Genomic DNA, 13,251 nt, shown 5'->3' with positions numbered 1-13,251 from the left:
CCGCCGAAAAGGCAACGGGCATTGACGCTGTTCGAAGTATCTCTACTTCTTGTTGCGACGCTGGTGGCGCGTCTTGCGAAGCAGCTTGCGGTGCTTCTTCTTGGCCATACGCTTGCGACGCTTCTTAATAACTGAACCCACGAAAGTTCCTTACCGGCTAGATGCAGTACCTGCCCGTTGGGAAGGGTCCGCGGGCTAAGCAAGCAGACTGAACAACTGACAGGTTCTTACAATGACGTAAAACGTTCCTTAACAGGGTACCGCCTATCCGGGGCACACCACGACCGCAGGCCCCGCGAAGGGGTCTGCCGCGGCCCGGTGCGACAGCGGAAGACTCAGGCCGTCTCAGTACGTCCGTCAACAACAGCACCCTTGAGATACTGTTCGACGGCATTTTCCGGAACCCGGTAGGAGCGGCCAAAGCGCACCGCCGGCATTTCGCCGGAGTGCACCAGGCGATACACGGTCATCTTTGATACCCGCATTACATCCGCGACCTCGGCCACGGTGAGAAAGCGCGCGTTGGAGAAGTTGGCCTCCGAAGACATTTCCCTATTCCTTTTGCTCAAGCGAACGGCTGCCCCGTCTGAACGACATGGCGGTGTGCCGATGCTGAGCCATCAAACAACCATGTGCTAGATACTCTAGGGGTTCATGGTGCCAATGTGAAAGGTTTCCGCAGGATTCTGCGAAGGATTTCCGCAGGATTTTCCCGCTTGGCCCCTCCTGCGCCCCCGCGTTCAACCCCGGACCCGCCGGGTGCGTGCCGACGCCGCCAGCTGGCCGAGCAGCGACGCCGTCACGTCCCAGTCCATGCAGGCATCCGTGACGCTCTGGCCATACAGCAGCTGGTCGGTTCCCGCGGCGTGTTCGGCAACGTCAAGGGACTGCGCCCCGCCCACCAGGAAGCTCTCCAGCATGACGCCGGCGATGGCGGACGCAGAGGCCCCGCCGTCCTCGAGCTGGGCACCGATCTCCAGCGCGACCTCGGCCTGCCGGTGGTGGTTCTTGCCGCTATTGGCGTGGCTCGCGTCCACGATCAGCCGCGGGTTCAGCTGCCTGGCGGCGAGCCGGGCGGAGGCGGCTTCGACGTCGGCGGCGGAGAAGTTCGGGCCGTCGCTGCCGCCGCGCAGGATGACGTGGGTGTCCGGGTTTCCGGCGGTGCTGACCAGCGCGGCCCTTCCGTCGCCGTCGATCCCCAGGAAGGCCTGGGCGGCACCCGCAGCACTGCAGGCGTCAAGCGCTACCTGCAGGCCGCCGTCGGTCCCGTTCTTGAAGCCGATCGGCATGGACAGCCCGGACGCCAGCTGGCGGTGGATCTGGCTTTCCGTGGTGCGCGCCCCGATGGCACCCCAGGCGACGAGGTCCGCCATGTACTGCGGGCTGATGGGCTCGAGGAATTCCGTGGCGGTGGGCAGTCCCAGCGCGGTGACCTGGCGCAGGAACTGGCGGGCGGCGCGCAGGCCCGCGGCAATGTCGTGGCTGCCGTCGAGCCGCGGATCGTTGATCAGGCCCTTCCAACCGACCGTGGTGCGCGGCTTCTCGAAGTAGGTGCGCATGACGATCAGCAGGTCTTCGCGGTGCTTCTCGGCCTGGCTGACCAGCCGGCGGGCGTATTCCAGTCCGGCCTTGGGATCGTGGATGGAGCACGGGCCCACGATCACCAGGAGCCGGTCGTCGACGCCGTCCATGATCGCGCGGACCTCGTCCCGGCCGCGGCCGACGACCTCGGAGCCGCGGGCATCCAGCGGGAGTTCCGCGATCATCTCCTGTGGGGTGGGCAGCGCGGTGAATTGGCTGACGCGCAGGTTGGACGTGGTCTGCTGGCTGTCAGGGGCTGCTTCGATGCTCATGGTGGGTCCTGTTCCGGGTGCGGAGCGGGCCCTGATCAGAACCCGCCGGAGAAATGGCGAAGGGCAGAGGATGATCTCTGCCCTGTTGGCTCTGAAGGTGTGTTGGATGCGTGTCAGTTAGACGCGGGCCCCTCCAGAGCCAACGAAAAATACGCATACCAACGGTTAGTCATGCCACCGACCATAGCTCCGTCAACAGCCGGAGGGCAAAGCGGCGCCGTAATATTCCGACGGCGTCCCTTAGAGTGTGGTTGGACCACAGACTGTGACGAGACGCACCGGAGGCAGCAATGACGCAACCCCCCATCATGGGCAACCCCGAGGCCCCGACGACGGCGGAGGACACCGCCACCAGCCATCACACCGGCGGGACGTCCGCCAACGGGACGCCCACCGCCGGCAGGGGCCCGGTGCCGCGCGGGGGCGGACTGCCTGCCGCCCTCAAGCGCCGGGTGCCAAAGTACGCTGACCTCGCACCGCTGATGCAATTCCAGAAGCCGGACTTCGGCCGCGAGGCGAAGCTGCGCCGGGCCAGCACCATCTGGGATCTGCGGGACATGGCCAAGCGTCGCACCCCGAAGGCGCCGTTCGACTACACGGACGGGGCGGCCGAGGCCGAGATCACCCTGCGCCGGGCCCGCCAGGCCTTCCTGGACATCGAATTCCGTCCCGGCATCCTGCGCGACGTCTCCAGCGTGGACCTCGGCACCGAGATCCTGGGCAAGGCCGCCCGGCTGCCCTTCGGCATCGCGCCCACCGGCTTCACCCGGATGATGCAGTCCGAGGGCGAGTACGCCGGTTCCCGGGCCGCCGCGGCCGCCGGCATTCCGTACACGCTCTCCACCATGGGCACCGCGTCGATCGAGGACGTGGCCGCCGCGGCCCCGGACGGCCGCAACTGGTTCCAGCTGTATCTGTGGACGGACAGGGACCGTTCGCTGGAACTGATCGAACGCGCCGCCCAGGCAGGCAACGACACGCTCATGGTGACGGTGGATACCGCCGTCGCGGGCGCCCGCCTGCGCGATGTCCGCAACGGCATGACCATCCCTCCGGCGCTGACGCTCAAGACCGTGCTGGACGCTTCCTACCGGCCCGCGTGGTGGTTCAACTTCCTCACGCACGAGCCGCTGACCTTCGCCTCGCTGTCGCGCTACACCGGCACCGTGGCGGACCTGATCAACTCCATGTTCGATCCCACCCTGACCTTCGCGGACCTCGACTGGCTGCGTGAAACCTGGAAAGGCAAGCTCGTGGTCAAGGGCATCCAGACCGTCGACGACGCGCGCAAGGTCGTGGACCACGGCGCCGACGGCATCGTGCTCTCCAACCACGGCGGCCGCCAGCTGGACCGGGCCCCCATCCCCTTCCACCTGCTCCCGGAGGTCTCCGCGGCGCTCAAGGCGGACAACAGCGACGCTGCAGTCATCCTGGACACCGGCATCATGAGCGGCGCGGACATCATCGCGGCACTGGCGCTGGGTGCGGACTTCACCCTGATCGGCCGCGCCTACCTTTACGGCCTGATGGCCGGCGGCCGGGCCGGGGTGGACAGGGCCATCCAGATCCTCGAGACGGATATGCGGCGCACCATGGCGCTGCTGGGCGTCAGCCGGATCTCCGAGCTCACCCCGGACCACGTCCGGCTCCTCGCCAGATAGCCCACGGTTCCGCGAGAGGGCAGTTCGCGGCAGTGTTTGTGCCGAACACTGCCGCGAACTGCCATCTGGGCGCGGCAGTGGGGCCTGCTACTTTTTCCGGCCGAATTTTGGCAGGTTCGCCAGCAGGTCCGCGGCGCGGGTGGCGGCGCGGCCAACGGTCCGGCCGATCTGCTGCGGCCGTTTGTCCTCCCCGGCGGTGCCGACGGGGAGGGCGACGGCGGGGCTGAGCGTGCTGCCCGCGGTACGTTCGGCCAACGCCGCTGCGGCCGGTTCCGCTGCAGTCGGCGGGGTAGTCACGGCGGCGGCAAGACTGTCCGGGCCGGGTGCCGGGGTGGCGGGCGGCGTCGAGGGCTCGGCAGCGGCAGCGCGGCCGACGTCGAACGTCTCGAGCCAACTGGCGACGCCAGCCAGCGGCTTGGGGTTGAGCGCGTAGTATCGCTTCTGGCCTTGGGCGCGCATGCTGACCAGGTCGGCTTCGCGCAGGACCTTAAGGTGCTTGGAAATGGTGGGCTGGCTCGCCTCGAGCTCCTGGACCAGCTCCCCCACCGCTTTGTCCCCGTTGCGGAGGGACACCAGAATGTCACGCCGGGTTGCCTCAGCAATGACGGCAAATACGTCGTCTGTCACCATGCCCTCCACCCTAGCGACATATACGCCGGATGGCATCCACTAATTACGGGCGTCTGCGCAGCCCTCGCCCGGCAGCCCGGAACCGCAGCCTAGTCGAACCAGGGATCCAGTCCGTAGAGCGGGAAAACTTCCTTGCGGGTGGCCATCACGGTGCGGTCCACCTCGTCGTTGGGGTCGAACCCGACCTCCCAGGAACGCCACCAGAGATCGACGTCGTCGCCCATCACCGTAGGCGGTTCGACGCCGTACTTGGCTCCATATTTTTCTTGCACATATTGCCGCCAGTCCTCGGGGACGGCGGTCCGCAGCGGGACCGGGCGCCCGGCGGCGATCGCGATCAGGTGGCTCCAGGAGCGCGGGACCACTGTGATCACGTTGTAGCCCCCGCCGCCGGTGGAGATCCAGCGGTTCTCGCAGTAGCGGGCCGCGAGGTTGCCGATCGCCGTGGCGGCCTCCCGCTGGCCGTCCACGCTGATGTTCAGGTGCGTCAGCGGATCCAGGCGGTGCGAGTCACAGCCATGCTGGCTGACGATGACCTCCGGCTCAAAGGCTCCCACCAACTGCGGAACGATCGCGTGGAAGGCCCGCAGCCAGCCGGCATCTCCGGTCCCGGCCGGGAGCGCCACGTTCACGGCGCTGCCCTGGGCGTTCGGGCCGCCGATCTCGTTGGCGAACCCGGTGCCAGGGAACAGCGTCAGCCCGGTCTCGTGCAGCGAGATCGTCAGCACCCTGGGATCGTCCCAGAAAATGCTCTGCGTTCCGTCTCCGTGGTGCGCGTCGACATCGACATACACCACCCGTTGCACGCCGCCATCGAGCAGCCGCTGGATGGCCAGGGCGGCGTCGTTGTAGATACAGAAGCCGCTGGCCCGCTCGCGGGAGGCGTGGTGCATGCCTCCGCCGAAGTTCACGGCCCGGACCGCGCTGCCGTCCAGGATGGCGGCGGCGGCCAGCAGGGAGCCGCCGGCCAGCCGCGCGCTGGCCTCGTGCATGCCGGCGAAGGCCGGGTCGTCTTCGGTGCCGAGGCCGCGTTCCAGATCCGGGGTGTCCGGGTCGGCACTGACGCGGCGGACGGCGGCGACATATTCCGCGCTGTGCACGGCACCCAGTTCCTCGTCGGTAGCCACCGAGGGTGCCGCCACGCTGACATGGTCCAGGTCCAACAGTCCAAGGCTCCGGGCCAGCCGCGCGGTGAGCTCCATACGTTCGGGCGCCATCGGGTGGCTGTGGCCGAAGTTATACGCCGTCATGGCGGAGTCCCACACCACCGTCGTCGGCAGGGCGGTCTGGGCGAGTCCGGGCAGGAAGGTCATCAATCACAGGCTACCGGAGCGCACCGCCCCGATCCCCGTCGTTGCGCGGAATATAGTGGTTTACTACTGAAGGACGCCGTTTCAACCGAGGACAAGCCGCACATGACGCAAAGCCAGTCGAGGTCACCGAGCCCGGCCAGCTGGCACCCCGGCCAGCCGGAGCGCGAGGGCCTGTGGATCTTCACCCGGCTGCGCGACTTCGTCGACGACATCGCCAACACCTCCCCGGCCCGCCTGGCCGTCTCCGCCTTCGCCGTGGTCGTCCTGATCTTTACCGTCCTGCTCACCCTGCCCGTGTCCTCGGCGACCGGGCAGGTGACCCCGCTGCACCAAGCCCTCTTCACGGCGGTGTCGGCGGTATGCGTGACGGGGCTGACCGTTGTGTCCACGGCGGCGCACTGGTCCTTCTTCGGCCAGCTCGTGATCCTGGTCGGCATCTTCGTCGGCGGCCTCGGGACCCTGACCCTGGCGTCGCTGCTGGCACTGATGGTCAGCAAGAAACTCGGTGTGCGCGGCAAGCTCATCGCGCAGGAGGCCATGAACAACGCGGGCCGCCTCGGCGAGGTGGGCACGCTGCTGCGGATCGTCATCGTCACCTCCGTGGTCATTGAGGCGGCCCTGGCCGCTGCCCTGGTTCCGAGGTTCCTGGCACTGGGCGAAAGCGTCGGCCAGTCATTCTGGCACGGCGTCTTCTACTCCATTTCGGCGTTCAACAACGCCGGCTTCACGCCCCATTCGGACGGCATCGTGCCGTACGAAACCGACCTGTGGATCCTGATTCCGCTGATGATCGGCGTCTTCCTTGGCAGCCTCGGCTTCCCGGTCGTCATGGTGCTGCAGCAGAACGGCCTGAACTGGAAGAAATGGAACCTGCACACCAAGCTGACCATCCAGGTCTCGCTGATCCTGTTGGCCGCGGGCACCGTGCTCTGGGGGCTGATGGAGTGGGAGAACATGCGCACCATCGGCGGCATGAGCCTGGGCGACAAGATCACGCACTCGCTTTTCGCCTCCGTGATGACCCGCTCGGGCGGCTTCAACCTGGTGGACCAGAACCAGATGGACTCCACCACCATGCTGCTGACCGACGCGCTGATGTTTGCCGGCGGCGGCTCGGCCTCGACCGCCGGCGGCATCAAGGTGACCACCATCGCGGTGATGTTCCTGGCCATCATCGCCGAGGCCCGCGGCGACGCTGATGTGAAGATCTACGGCCGCACCATCCCGGAGGGGACCATGCGGGTGGCCATTTCGGTCATAGTCGCCGGCGCCACCCTGGTGGCGGTCTCGGCCCTGCTGCTGCTGCAGATCAGCGGCGCATCGCTGGACCGGGTGTTGTTCGAAACCATTTCAGCGTTCGCCACCGTGGGTCTGAGCACCAACCTCAGCGCAGAGCTGCCCCCGGCCGGCGTCTATGTCCTCACCGTCCTGATGTTTGCCGGCCGCGTCGGCACCGTCACCCTCGCCGCTGGGCTGGCCCTGCGCCAGCGCAGCCAGTTGTACCACTACCCGGAAGAGAGACCGATCATTGGCTAGTTCCTCAGGCGCCGTCAACCGTCCCGCCCACAATGCGCCCGTGCTGGTCATCGGGCTGGGCCGCTTCGGCGCGTCCACCGCAGAGCAGCTGGTGAAGCAGGGCCGCGAGGTGCTGGCCATCGAACGCGACCGGAACCTCGTGCAGAAATGGGCCAGCGTGCTGACCCACGTGGTGGAGGCCGACGCGACCAACATTGACGCCCTCCGCCAGCTCGGCGCGCAGGAGTTCAGCTCCGCCGTCGTGGGCGTGGGCACCTCCATCGAGTCCTCGGTGCTGATCACGGTCAACCTCGTGGACCTCGGCATCGAGCACCTCTGGGTCAAGGCGATCACGCCCTCGCACGGCAAGATCCTGACCCGAATCGGCGCCAACCACGTGATCTACCCGGAGGCCGACGCGGGGGTCCGGGCCGCGCACCTCGTGTCCGGCCGGATGCTGGACTTCATCGAGTTCGACGACGACTTCGCGATCGTAAAGATGTACCCGCCGCGCGAGACCGTGGGCTTCACCCTCGACGAATCGAAAGTGCGCTCGAAGTACGGCGTCACGATAGTGGGCGTGAAATCCCCGGGCGAGGATTTCACCTACGCCCGGCCCGAGACCAAGGTTTCCGCGCGGGACATGCTCATTGTCTCCGGTCACGTGGACCTGCTGGAACGGTTCGCCGCAAGGCCGTAGCAACGCTCCCCCGTGCCGGCGGCCGTCGCCGGGCCTAGAGGCCTCGGTGGCTGGAAGCAGTGACGTCCGGGGCGGGGCCGGCGGCCAGGTTCCTTGTGGCCGGCCCCTGGATCACGGTGCCGTCAGTGCTGAACCGGGAACCGTGACAAGGGCAGTCCCACGTCACGTCCGTCCGATTGAACTCCACGGTGCAGCCAAGGTGCGTGCAGACGGCCGAGACCGCCTGGACGCCCCCCGTGGGACTGACGTACACGGCAGTTTTGGCGCCGTTGACGTCCACCACCTTCCCCTCTCCCGGGGCCACCGACGCCGGAACAGCGTCGGCGCCGGAAACCTCCTCCGCCGGGCTCGGCGGCGCCGCCTGCGCGGCGCCGCCGCTTCGGTTGCTGTCGAACACCGCGGCCCACTGGTTGGCGGTGCCGCCCAGTGTGTCCCGGAGGATCAGGGCGGCGGCAGTGCCGTTGGTGAGGCCCCACTTCCGCAGCCCGGTGATCACGTGGACATGCCGGGACTCCGGAGCCATGCGGCCCACGTACGGCAGCCCGTCGGCAGGCATGGCGTCCTGGGTGGACCAGCGGAACGCAATCTCCCCGGCGCCCAGGCGGTCGCGGGCAAACGCCGCCAGCCGCCGGTATCGTTCGGCGGAATCAACGCTTTCGGTGGCCGGGTGTCCTTCGCCGCCGGCCAGCACGTAACTGGTACCTTCGACGTCGACGGTCAGGATCGAGCGCATCGGCTCATCAACGCTGACAAAGGTTGCGTCCAGCGGAGCAACTGGGCTCTTGCCGGCGACGACATACGAGCGGTGCGCGTAGCATCGCCCGGCGTAGAGCCCGCCGTCCCCGAACGGCAGGTTGGTCGCCACGATGATCTCCTTGGCCCGGACTGATCCCCGTTCCGTAACTACCACGGCCGGAGCGCCGTCGCGGAAGCTCGTAGCAGGCGACTGCTCAAAGACGAAGCTGCCGTTCCCGTCCACCGCACGGGCCAGACCCTGCACATACCTGAGCGCGTGGATCTGGGCCTGGCCGTCGAACCGGACGGCGCCCCGGACCGCGAAGGGCAGCGGCACCTCTGTCGTGAAGGATGCCGGCAGCCCCAGCCGCGCGGCCAGCGCCGCTTCCTCCCGGACCAGCGCAAAGGCCTGCACGGATTCGGCGTAGGTGTAATTGGCCACCCGCCGGAAGCCGCAGTCGATTCCCTCCGCTGCCACAACGGCCGCGACGTGTTCAATTGCCGCCTCGTTGGCCTGCCCATAGATGCCAGCCGTGGAATCGCCGTGGCGGGCCGCAAGGTCGGAGTAGGCAAGCCGGTGCAGTGAGGTGACCTTGCCCGTGGTGTTCCCGGTGACGCCGGTGCCCACCCGCGCCGCCTCGAGCACGGCCACCGACTGGCCCGCCCGTTTCAGGGCCAGCGCGGTGGTCAGTCCTGCAATGCCGCCGCCAATCACGGCAACGTCCACGTCCAGGGACGCGTCGAGGGGCGCGTACGTTGCGGTTCCGCCGGTGGCAGACCAAAGGGAGAGTAGCCGTCCTGCCGCCTGTTCAGTCACGGTCCCGACCTCCACGCACTAGGTTCCCTCCGCCGTCGGGCGCGTCCCGGCGTCGCTGGCTGAGCTACCGCGGGGTCAGGGCCCGGCGGTCTTCGCAGTCTTCGCGGCGGCCTTGGCTGCCTGCTTGCTGGCCCGCACCTTGCTCAGCGACTCCGGATCCACGATGTCAGCCACGGACAGGAAGGCGTTCTCCTGTCCATAGTGGCCGGCGGCCTCGCGCCAGCCTCCGGCCTGGAGCCCGCACTGCTTTCCCAGCAGCGCCAGGAAGATCTTCGCCTTCTGCTCGCCGAATCCCGGCAACGCCTTGAGCCGGCGCAGCACCTCTTTCCCGTCGGGCCCGCCCTGCGTCCAGATGGCCGTGGCGTCGCCGTTCCAGTCAGTCTGTACCGTCTCAGCAAGGGCCTGGACGCGGCCGGCCATTGATCCGGGGAACCGGTGGACGGCCGGGCGCTCCTTGAACAACTCGACGAACCCTTGCGGATCGTAACCGGCGATCGCGGCGGGGTCCATGGACCCGAGGCGCGTCCGGATCTTTTCCGGGCCGGCAAAGGCCGACTCCATGGTCACCTGCTGGTCCAGCAGCATGCCGGTGAGCAGGGCAAACGCGTCGTCGCTGAGGAGTTTGTCCGCTGCGGGGTCCCCTGTGATGTGCAGTTCCATGGGTCCTATCCTGCCACCCGGTCCGGGCTGAGTCATGGGTTGCGCCCGCGTTCCGGCTAGCCGAGCTGCCTGGTGATTTCGGCGGCCCGCTCGGCGGCGGCCCGGGCGCCGTCGGCGATGATCGCCGGGAGTCCGCGCTCGTCGAAGGTGGCGATCGCCCGTTCCGTGGTGCCGTTCGGGCTGGTCACTGCCTTGCGCAGCGCCGCGGGGTCGGCACCCGGCTCGGCCAGCATGAACCCGGCGCCGGCGACAGTTTCGCGTGCCAGCAGCAGCGAGAGCTCGGCGTCCAGTCCCAGTTCGGCCCCGGCGGCCGCCATTGCCTCGGCCAGGTAGAAGGCGTAGGCCGGGCCGGAGCCGCTGATCGCGGACAGCGCGTCCACCTGTTCCTCGGGAATCTCGACGACGGTGCCGACGGCCGCGAAGATGTCCTTTGCCTGCTGCAGTTGCTCCGCCGAGCAGTGCTTACCGGCCGAGACGGAGACGACGCCGCGGCCAAGCCGAGCGGGCGTGTTCGGCATGGCGCGGATCACCGGCTGTCCGGCCGGGAGCGCCGCTTCCAGCTGCTCCAGCGACACCGCAGCGGCAACGCTGACCACGATAGCGTCCGGCGAGAGCGAACCGCTGATCTCCCGGGCCAAAGCGGCGATTCCCACCGGCTTGACGCCCAGCACCACGACGGCGGCGCCGGTGGCGGCCTGCGTGTTGTTCTCCGGCTCTTCTTCGCCGGCGATGGCCGTGATGCCGTGGTGCCGCTCGGCCAGTTCGGCCGCCCGACCAGCCCGGCGCACCGTGGCGACAATGTCCGCGGGGTCCGTGCCGCCCGCGATCATGCCGCCCATGATTGCCTCGTTCATTGACCCACAGCCCAGGAATGCGATTCGGTTGCTCATTCCCCCATCATTGCAGTCCGGCCCGATTCACAGCCAGCTCACATCCTGGGCGCAGCTTGCTCACAAAATCGGGGATTAGCGTAGGTACTACCTCATTGAGGGTGCGAGTGATGATAGGCAGTCATGCGGATGTCTGCCCGGCACCGGTGGGCTGTAGCGGGTTTCCCCCATTTTCCCGTTCCAGCCCGCCGGTGCCTTCGCCGTTTAACAGCCCCGTAAGCAGCACACCGGTCCGGCTGGTGCTGGGCTAGTGCTGGATAGGCCGCACTTCGATGGGAAGGGTGGTGGCTCGGGTCAGCCGCCCGGCCCAGCCGAGGGCGGCGTCGAGGTCCGGTGCCTCAATAACGGTGAATCCGCCAAGGTGTTCCTTCGCTTCAACGAATGGACCGTCAGTGATGAGCAGCTCGGTGCCCTCCGGTCGCACGACCTTTGCGGTGTCGGTGGGGTGGAGCCCCGCGGCGAACACCCAGGCGCCGGCCGCCTTCATTTCGCGGTTCAGGGTTTCCAGGTCCCGCATGATGGGTTCCAGGACTTCCGGGGCGGGGGCCGGGCCGACGGGCTGGTAAACGCTGAGCAGGTACTGGGCCATGGTGCTGTCCTCCTTGACGATTGGGCCGGTTCCTTACCGGCCTCTCACCTTGTAGACGAACGGCGTGCGTCCGGTTCGACACCTTGCTGCCGCAATTATCGGTTCGGAGCGAAAACCGTCCACCCGTCACCGGCCGACCGATGTTGCGTTGCGCCTGTCACGTGGCGCCTGTTCCGGAGCGCTTGTTACGTGGCGCTCGTTACGTGGCGCCGGGCCCGTCCGCGTCCGGTGTCTGCGGCTCGGCGGGCTCGTCGGCCCGGGCTACGTGGGGCGCGGGCTGCAGCGGCCCCTCAAAGACCAGCTGATCCAGCCGGCGGAGGATCAGACCTTCGCGGAGGGCCCAGGGGCAGATCTCCAAGCTTGGAAACTCAAACATTTCGAGGGCCGCTTCCGCCACCAGCGCGCCGGCCAGAAGCTGGTGGGCGCGGGCTTCGGAGACACCGGGAAGATTCAACCGGTCCTCCACCTCCATGGCCGAGATGCGCTGCGCCCACAGGCCCAGGTCCGTGGCAAACAGTTCCCGTTTGACGTACGGCCCGGCCCCGCTGGGGGCGGCCCCGGCAATGCGGGCCAGCGAGCGGAAGGTCTTGGAAGTGCCGGCCACGTGGTTGGCCTTGCCCAGCTTCGCGAAGTCCCGCACCACGGGCTTCAGGGTGGTCCGGATATAACGGCGAAGCTCCTTGACGCTTTTGGCCGAGGGCGGGTCCTCCTGCAGCCAGTCACGGGTGAGCCGGCTCGCACCGAGCGGGACCGACGTCGCCAGTTCGGGCAGCTCGTCCTCCCCGTAGGCCATTTCGAAGGAACCGCCGCCGATGTCCAGGTTCAGCACGGGACCCGCGCCCCAGCCGTACCAGCGGCGGACGGCGAAGAACGTCATCGACGCCTCTTCGCTGCCGGTCAGCTCCCGGAGCGTCACGGTGGTTTCATGCTTGACCCGGGCCAGGACGGCGGACCCGTTGGTGGCCTCGCGGATCGCGGAGGTGCAGAACGCCAGCAGGTCCTCGGCCTTGTGTTTAGCCGCGAACTCCCAGGCTTCGAGGACGAACTCGATCAGTTCATGCTGGCCGGCGTCGTTGATGTTGCCGTCCGCGTCGAGGAACTGCACCAGGGAGAGCGGGCGCTTGTGCGAGGCGAACGGGACCGGTCGCGCGCCGGGGTGGGCGTCCACGAGGAGGAGGTGGACAGTGTTGGACCCGATATCGAGGACGCCTAGCCGCATGCTGCCATTATTCTCCCCGGAGGGGCTGTGCCCTAACCGGGCGCAGTGGCGAGACCTCGCGCCGTGGCCCGTCCCGCTTAGGCCCGTCCCGCTTAGGCCTGGCTGTCGTCCTGGGCCGAGTCCGGCTCCTGCTCGGACGGCTTGAAGTCCCGGCGGATGTTCGCCACGCCCTCCGGGTCGATTTCGAAGCCGTAGACGGCGCCGGGGTTGATGACCATACCCAGCTGGTCGCCGAGGTTGCCGATGATTGCCGAGCCCTGGGTGCCGAGCACGTTCGGCGCGGCGGCGAGGAACTGTTCCGCCACACGGCTCGGGTGCGAGAAGACGGCCAGCACGGGCTCTCCCGCAGCGTTGGCGAGCACCAGCGGCTCCACCTGGGAGTCCGGGCCGTCGATCGTGTCGGAGCTGACGATGTAGACCTCGTTGTTGAGGAAGGACAGGATGACCTCCACCGGGTTGGCGTCCGGCTGCTCCCCCCGGGCGAGCTTCTCTTCGAGGTCGTTGAGCGGCTGGAGATCCATGGGTTCTGGCTGTTCAGTCATGTTCCTACTCGATCACGTCACGCCCCGGTCCGCAATTCCTTCCTGGGCGCCCGGCCGGTTCGCGGTCTCCGTCCACGCTCGCGGTACTGACACCGCGAGCCCGGCTCAAAGCCGCGAGCAGACGGCA

14 protein-coding genes are annotated in these 13,251 nt (G+C 67.9%); 3 read left to right on the top strand and 11 right to left on the bottom strand.

Annotated features, from left to right (window positions below; genetic code table 11):
• Positions 1-42: 42 nt before the first annotated feature.
• The 3 genes from AC1DBD_RS01595 to AC1DBD_RS01585 all read right to left on the bottom strand — a co-directional run bounded on the left by AC1DBD_RS01595 (position 43) and on the right by AC1DBD_RS01585 (position 1,853).
• Positions 43-141 (bottom strand): 30S ribosomal protein bS22, encoded by a 99-nt coding sequence (locus AC1DBD_RS01595; protein ID WP_003792170.1) that lies wholly within the window; start codon positions 139-141, stop codon positions 43-45.
• 194 nt (positions 142-335) lie between these two features.
• Positions 336-548: a helix-turn-helix domain-containing protein gene (locus tag AC1DBD_RS01590; RefSeq protein WP_346957799.1), complete on the bottom strand. Its 213-nt coding sequence runs from the start codon at positions 546-548 to the stop codon at positions 336-338.
• A gap of 192 nt (positions 549-740) precedes the next feature.
• Positions 741-1,853 (bottom strand): 3-deoxy-7-phosphoheptulonate synthase, encoded by a 1,113-nt coding sequence (locus tag AC1DBD_RS01585; RefSeq protein ID WP_441416832.1) that lies wholly within the window; start codon positions 1,851-1,853, stop codon positions 741-743.
• Positions 1,854-2,143: 290 nt separating this feature from the next.
• Between AC1DBD_RS01585 and AC1DBD_RS01580 the strand changes: the two genes are divergently transcribed.
• Complete coding sequence (locus tag AC1DBD_RS01580) at positions 2,144-3,514, top strand: alpha-hydroxy acid oxidase (protein WP_476892018.1); 1,371 nt, start codon at positions 2,144-2,146, stop codon at positions 3,512-3,514.
• 87 nt (positions 3,515-3,601) lie between these two features.
• Here AC1DBD_RS01580 and AC1DBD_RS01575 read toward each other — a convergent pair whose 3' ends face one another.
• Entirely contained in the window at positions 3,602-4,144 is a 543-nt protein-coding gene (locus tag AC1DBD_RS01575; RefSeq protein ID WP_441416830.1) for an ArsR/SmtB family transcription factor, read from the bottom strand.
• A gap of 89 nt (positions 4,145-4,233) precedes the next feature.
• Positions 4,234-5,457, bottom strand: a complete 1,224-nt coding sequence (locus tag AC1DBD_RS01570) for an acetoin utilization protein AcuC (RefSeq protein ID WP_476892016.1) — start codon at positions 5,455-5,457, stop codon at positions 4,234-4,236.
• A gap of 102 nt (positions 5,458-5,559) precedes the next feature.
• On the opposite strand from AC1DBD_RS01570, the gene AC1DBD_RS01565 reads away from it, so the two are divergent.
• Positions 5,560-6,993 (top strand): TrkH family potassium uptake protein, encoded by a 1,434-nt coding sequence (locus tag AC1DBD_RS01565; RefSeq protein ID WP_476908383.1) that lies wholly within the window; start codon positions 5,560-5,562, stop codon positions 6,991-6,993.
• A gap of 40 nt (positions 6,994-7,033) precedes the next feature.
• The gene (locus AC1DBD_RS01560; RefSeq protein ID WP_175321539.1) at positions 7,034-7,672 is read left to right on the top strand and encodes a potassium channel family protein; all 639 of its coding nucleotides are present in this window, start codon (positions 7,034-7,036) and stop codon (positions 7,670-7,672) included.
• A 34-nt stretch (positions 7,673-7,706) separates the two neighbouring features.
• Here the strand turns inward: AC1DBD_RS01560 and AC1DBD_RS01555 are convergent, their stop codons facing one another.
• From AC1DBD_RS01555 to AC1DBD_RS01530, 6 genes are all read right to left on the bottom strand, one after another.
• The gene (locus AC1DBD_RS01555; protein WP_476981293.1) at positions 7,707-9,224 is read right to left on the bottom strand and encodes an FAD-dependent oxidoreductase; all 1,518 of its coding nucleotides are present in this window, start codon (positions 9,222-9,224) and stop codon (positions 7,707-7,709) included.
• Positions 9,225-9,299: 75 nt separating this feature from the next.
• Positions 9,300-9,884: an HhH-GPD-type base excision DNA repair protein gene (locus AC1DBD_RS01550; protein ID WP_476981292.1), complete on the bottom strand. Its 585-nt coding sequence runs from the start codon at positions 9,882-9,884 to the stop codon at positions 9,300-9,302.
• Positions 9,885-9,940: 56 nt separating this feature from the next.
• Positions 9,941-10,774 (bottom strand): pyrroline-5-carboxylate reductase, encoded by an 834-nt coding sequence (gene proC / locus AC1DBD_RS01545; protein WP_441416825.1) that lies wholly within the window; start codon positions 10,772-10,774, stop codon positions 9,941-9,943.
• A gap of 247 nt (positions 10,775-11,021) precedes the next feature.
• Complete coding sequence (locus AC1DBD_RS01540) at positions 11,022-11,363, bottom strand: YciI family protein (protein WP_476981291.1); 342 nt, start codon at positions 11,361-11,363, stop codon at positions 11,022-11,024.
• A gap of 199 nt (positions 11,364-11,562) precedes the next feature.
• On the bottom strand, positions 11,563-12,582 hold the full coding sequence (locus AC1DBD_RS01535) for a Ppx/GppA phosphatase family protein (RefSeq protein ID WP_476981290.1): 1,020 nt from the start codon (positions 12,580-12,582) through the stop codon (positions 11,563-11,565).
• A 92-nt stretch (positions 12,583-12,674) separates the two neighbouring features.
• Positions 12,675-13,124 carry an SseB family protein gene (locus AC1DBD_RS01530; RefSeq protein ID WP_476892010.1) on the bottom strand — a complete coding sequence of 150 codons (450 nt, stop codon included), beginning with the start codon at positions 13,122-13,124 and terminating at the stop codon, positions 12,675-12,677.
• Positions 13,125-13,251: the final 127 nt, after the last annotated feature.

The sequence above is a fragment of the Arthrobacter sp. 10T419 genome, assembly GCF_056394105.1.
The sequence above is the reverse complement of the archived record's forward strand: the minus strand, read 5'-3'. Positions and strand labels throughout refer to the sequence as shown.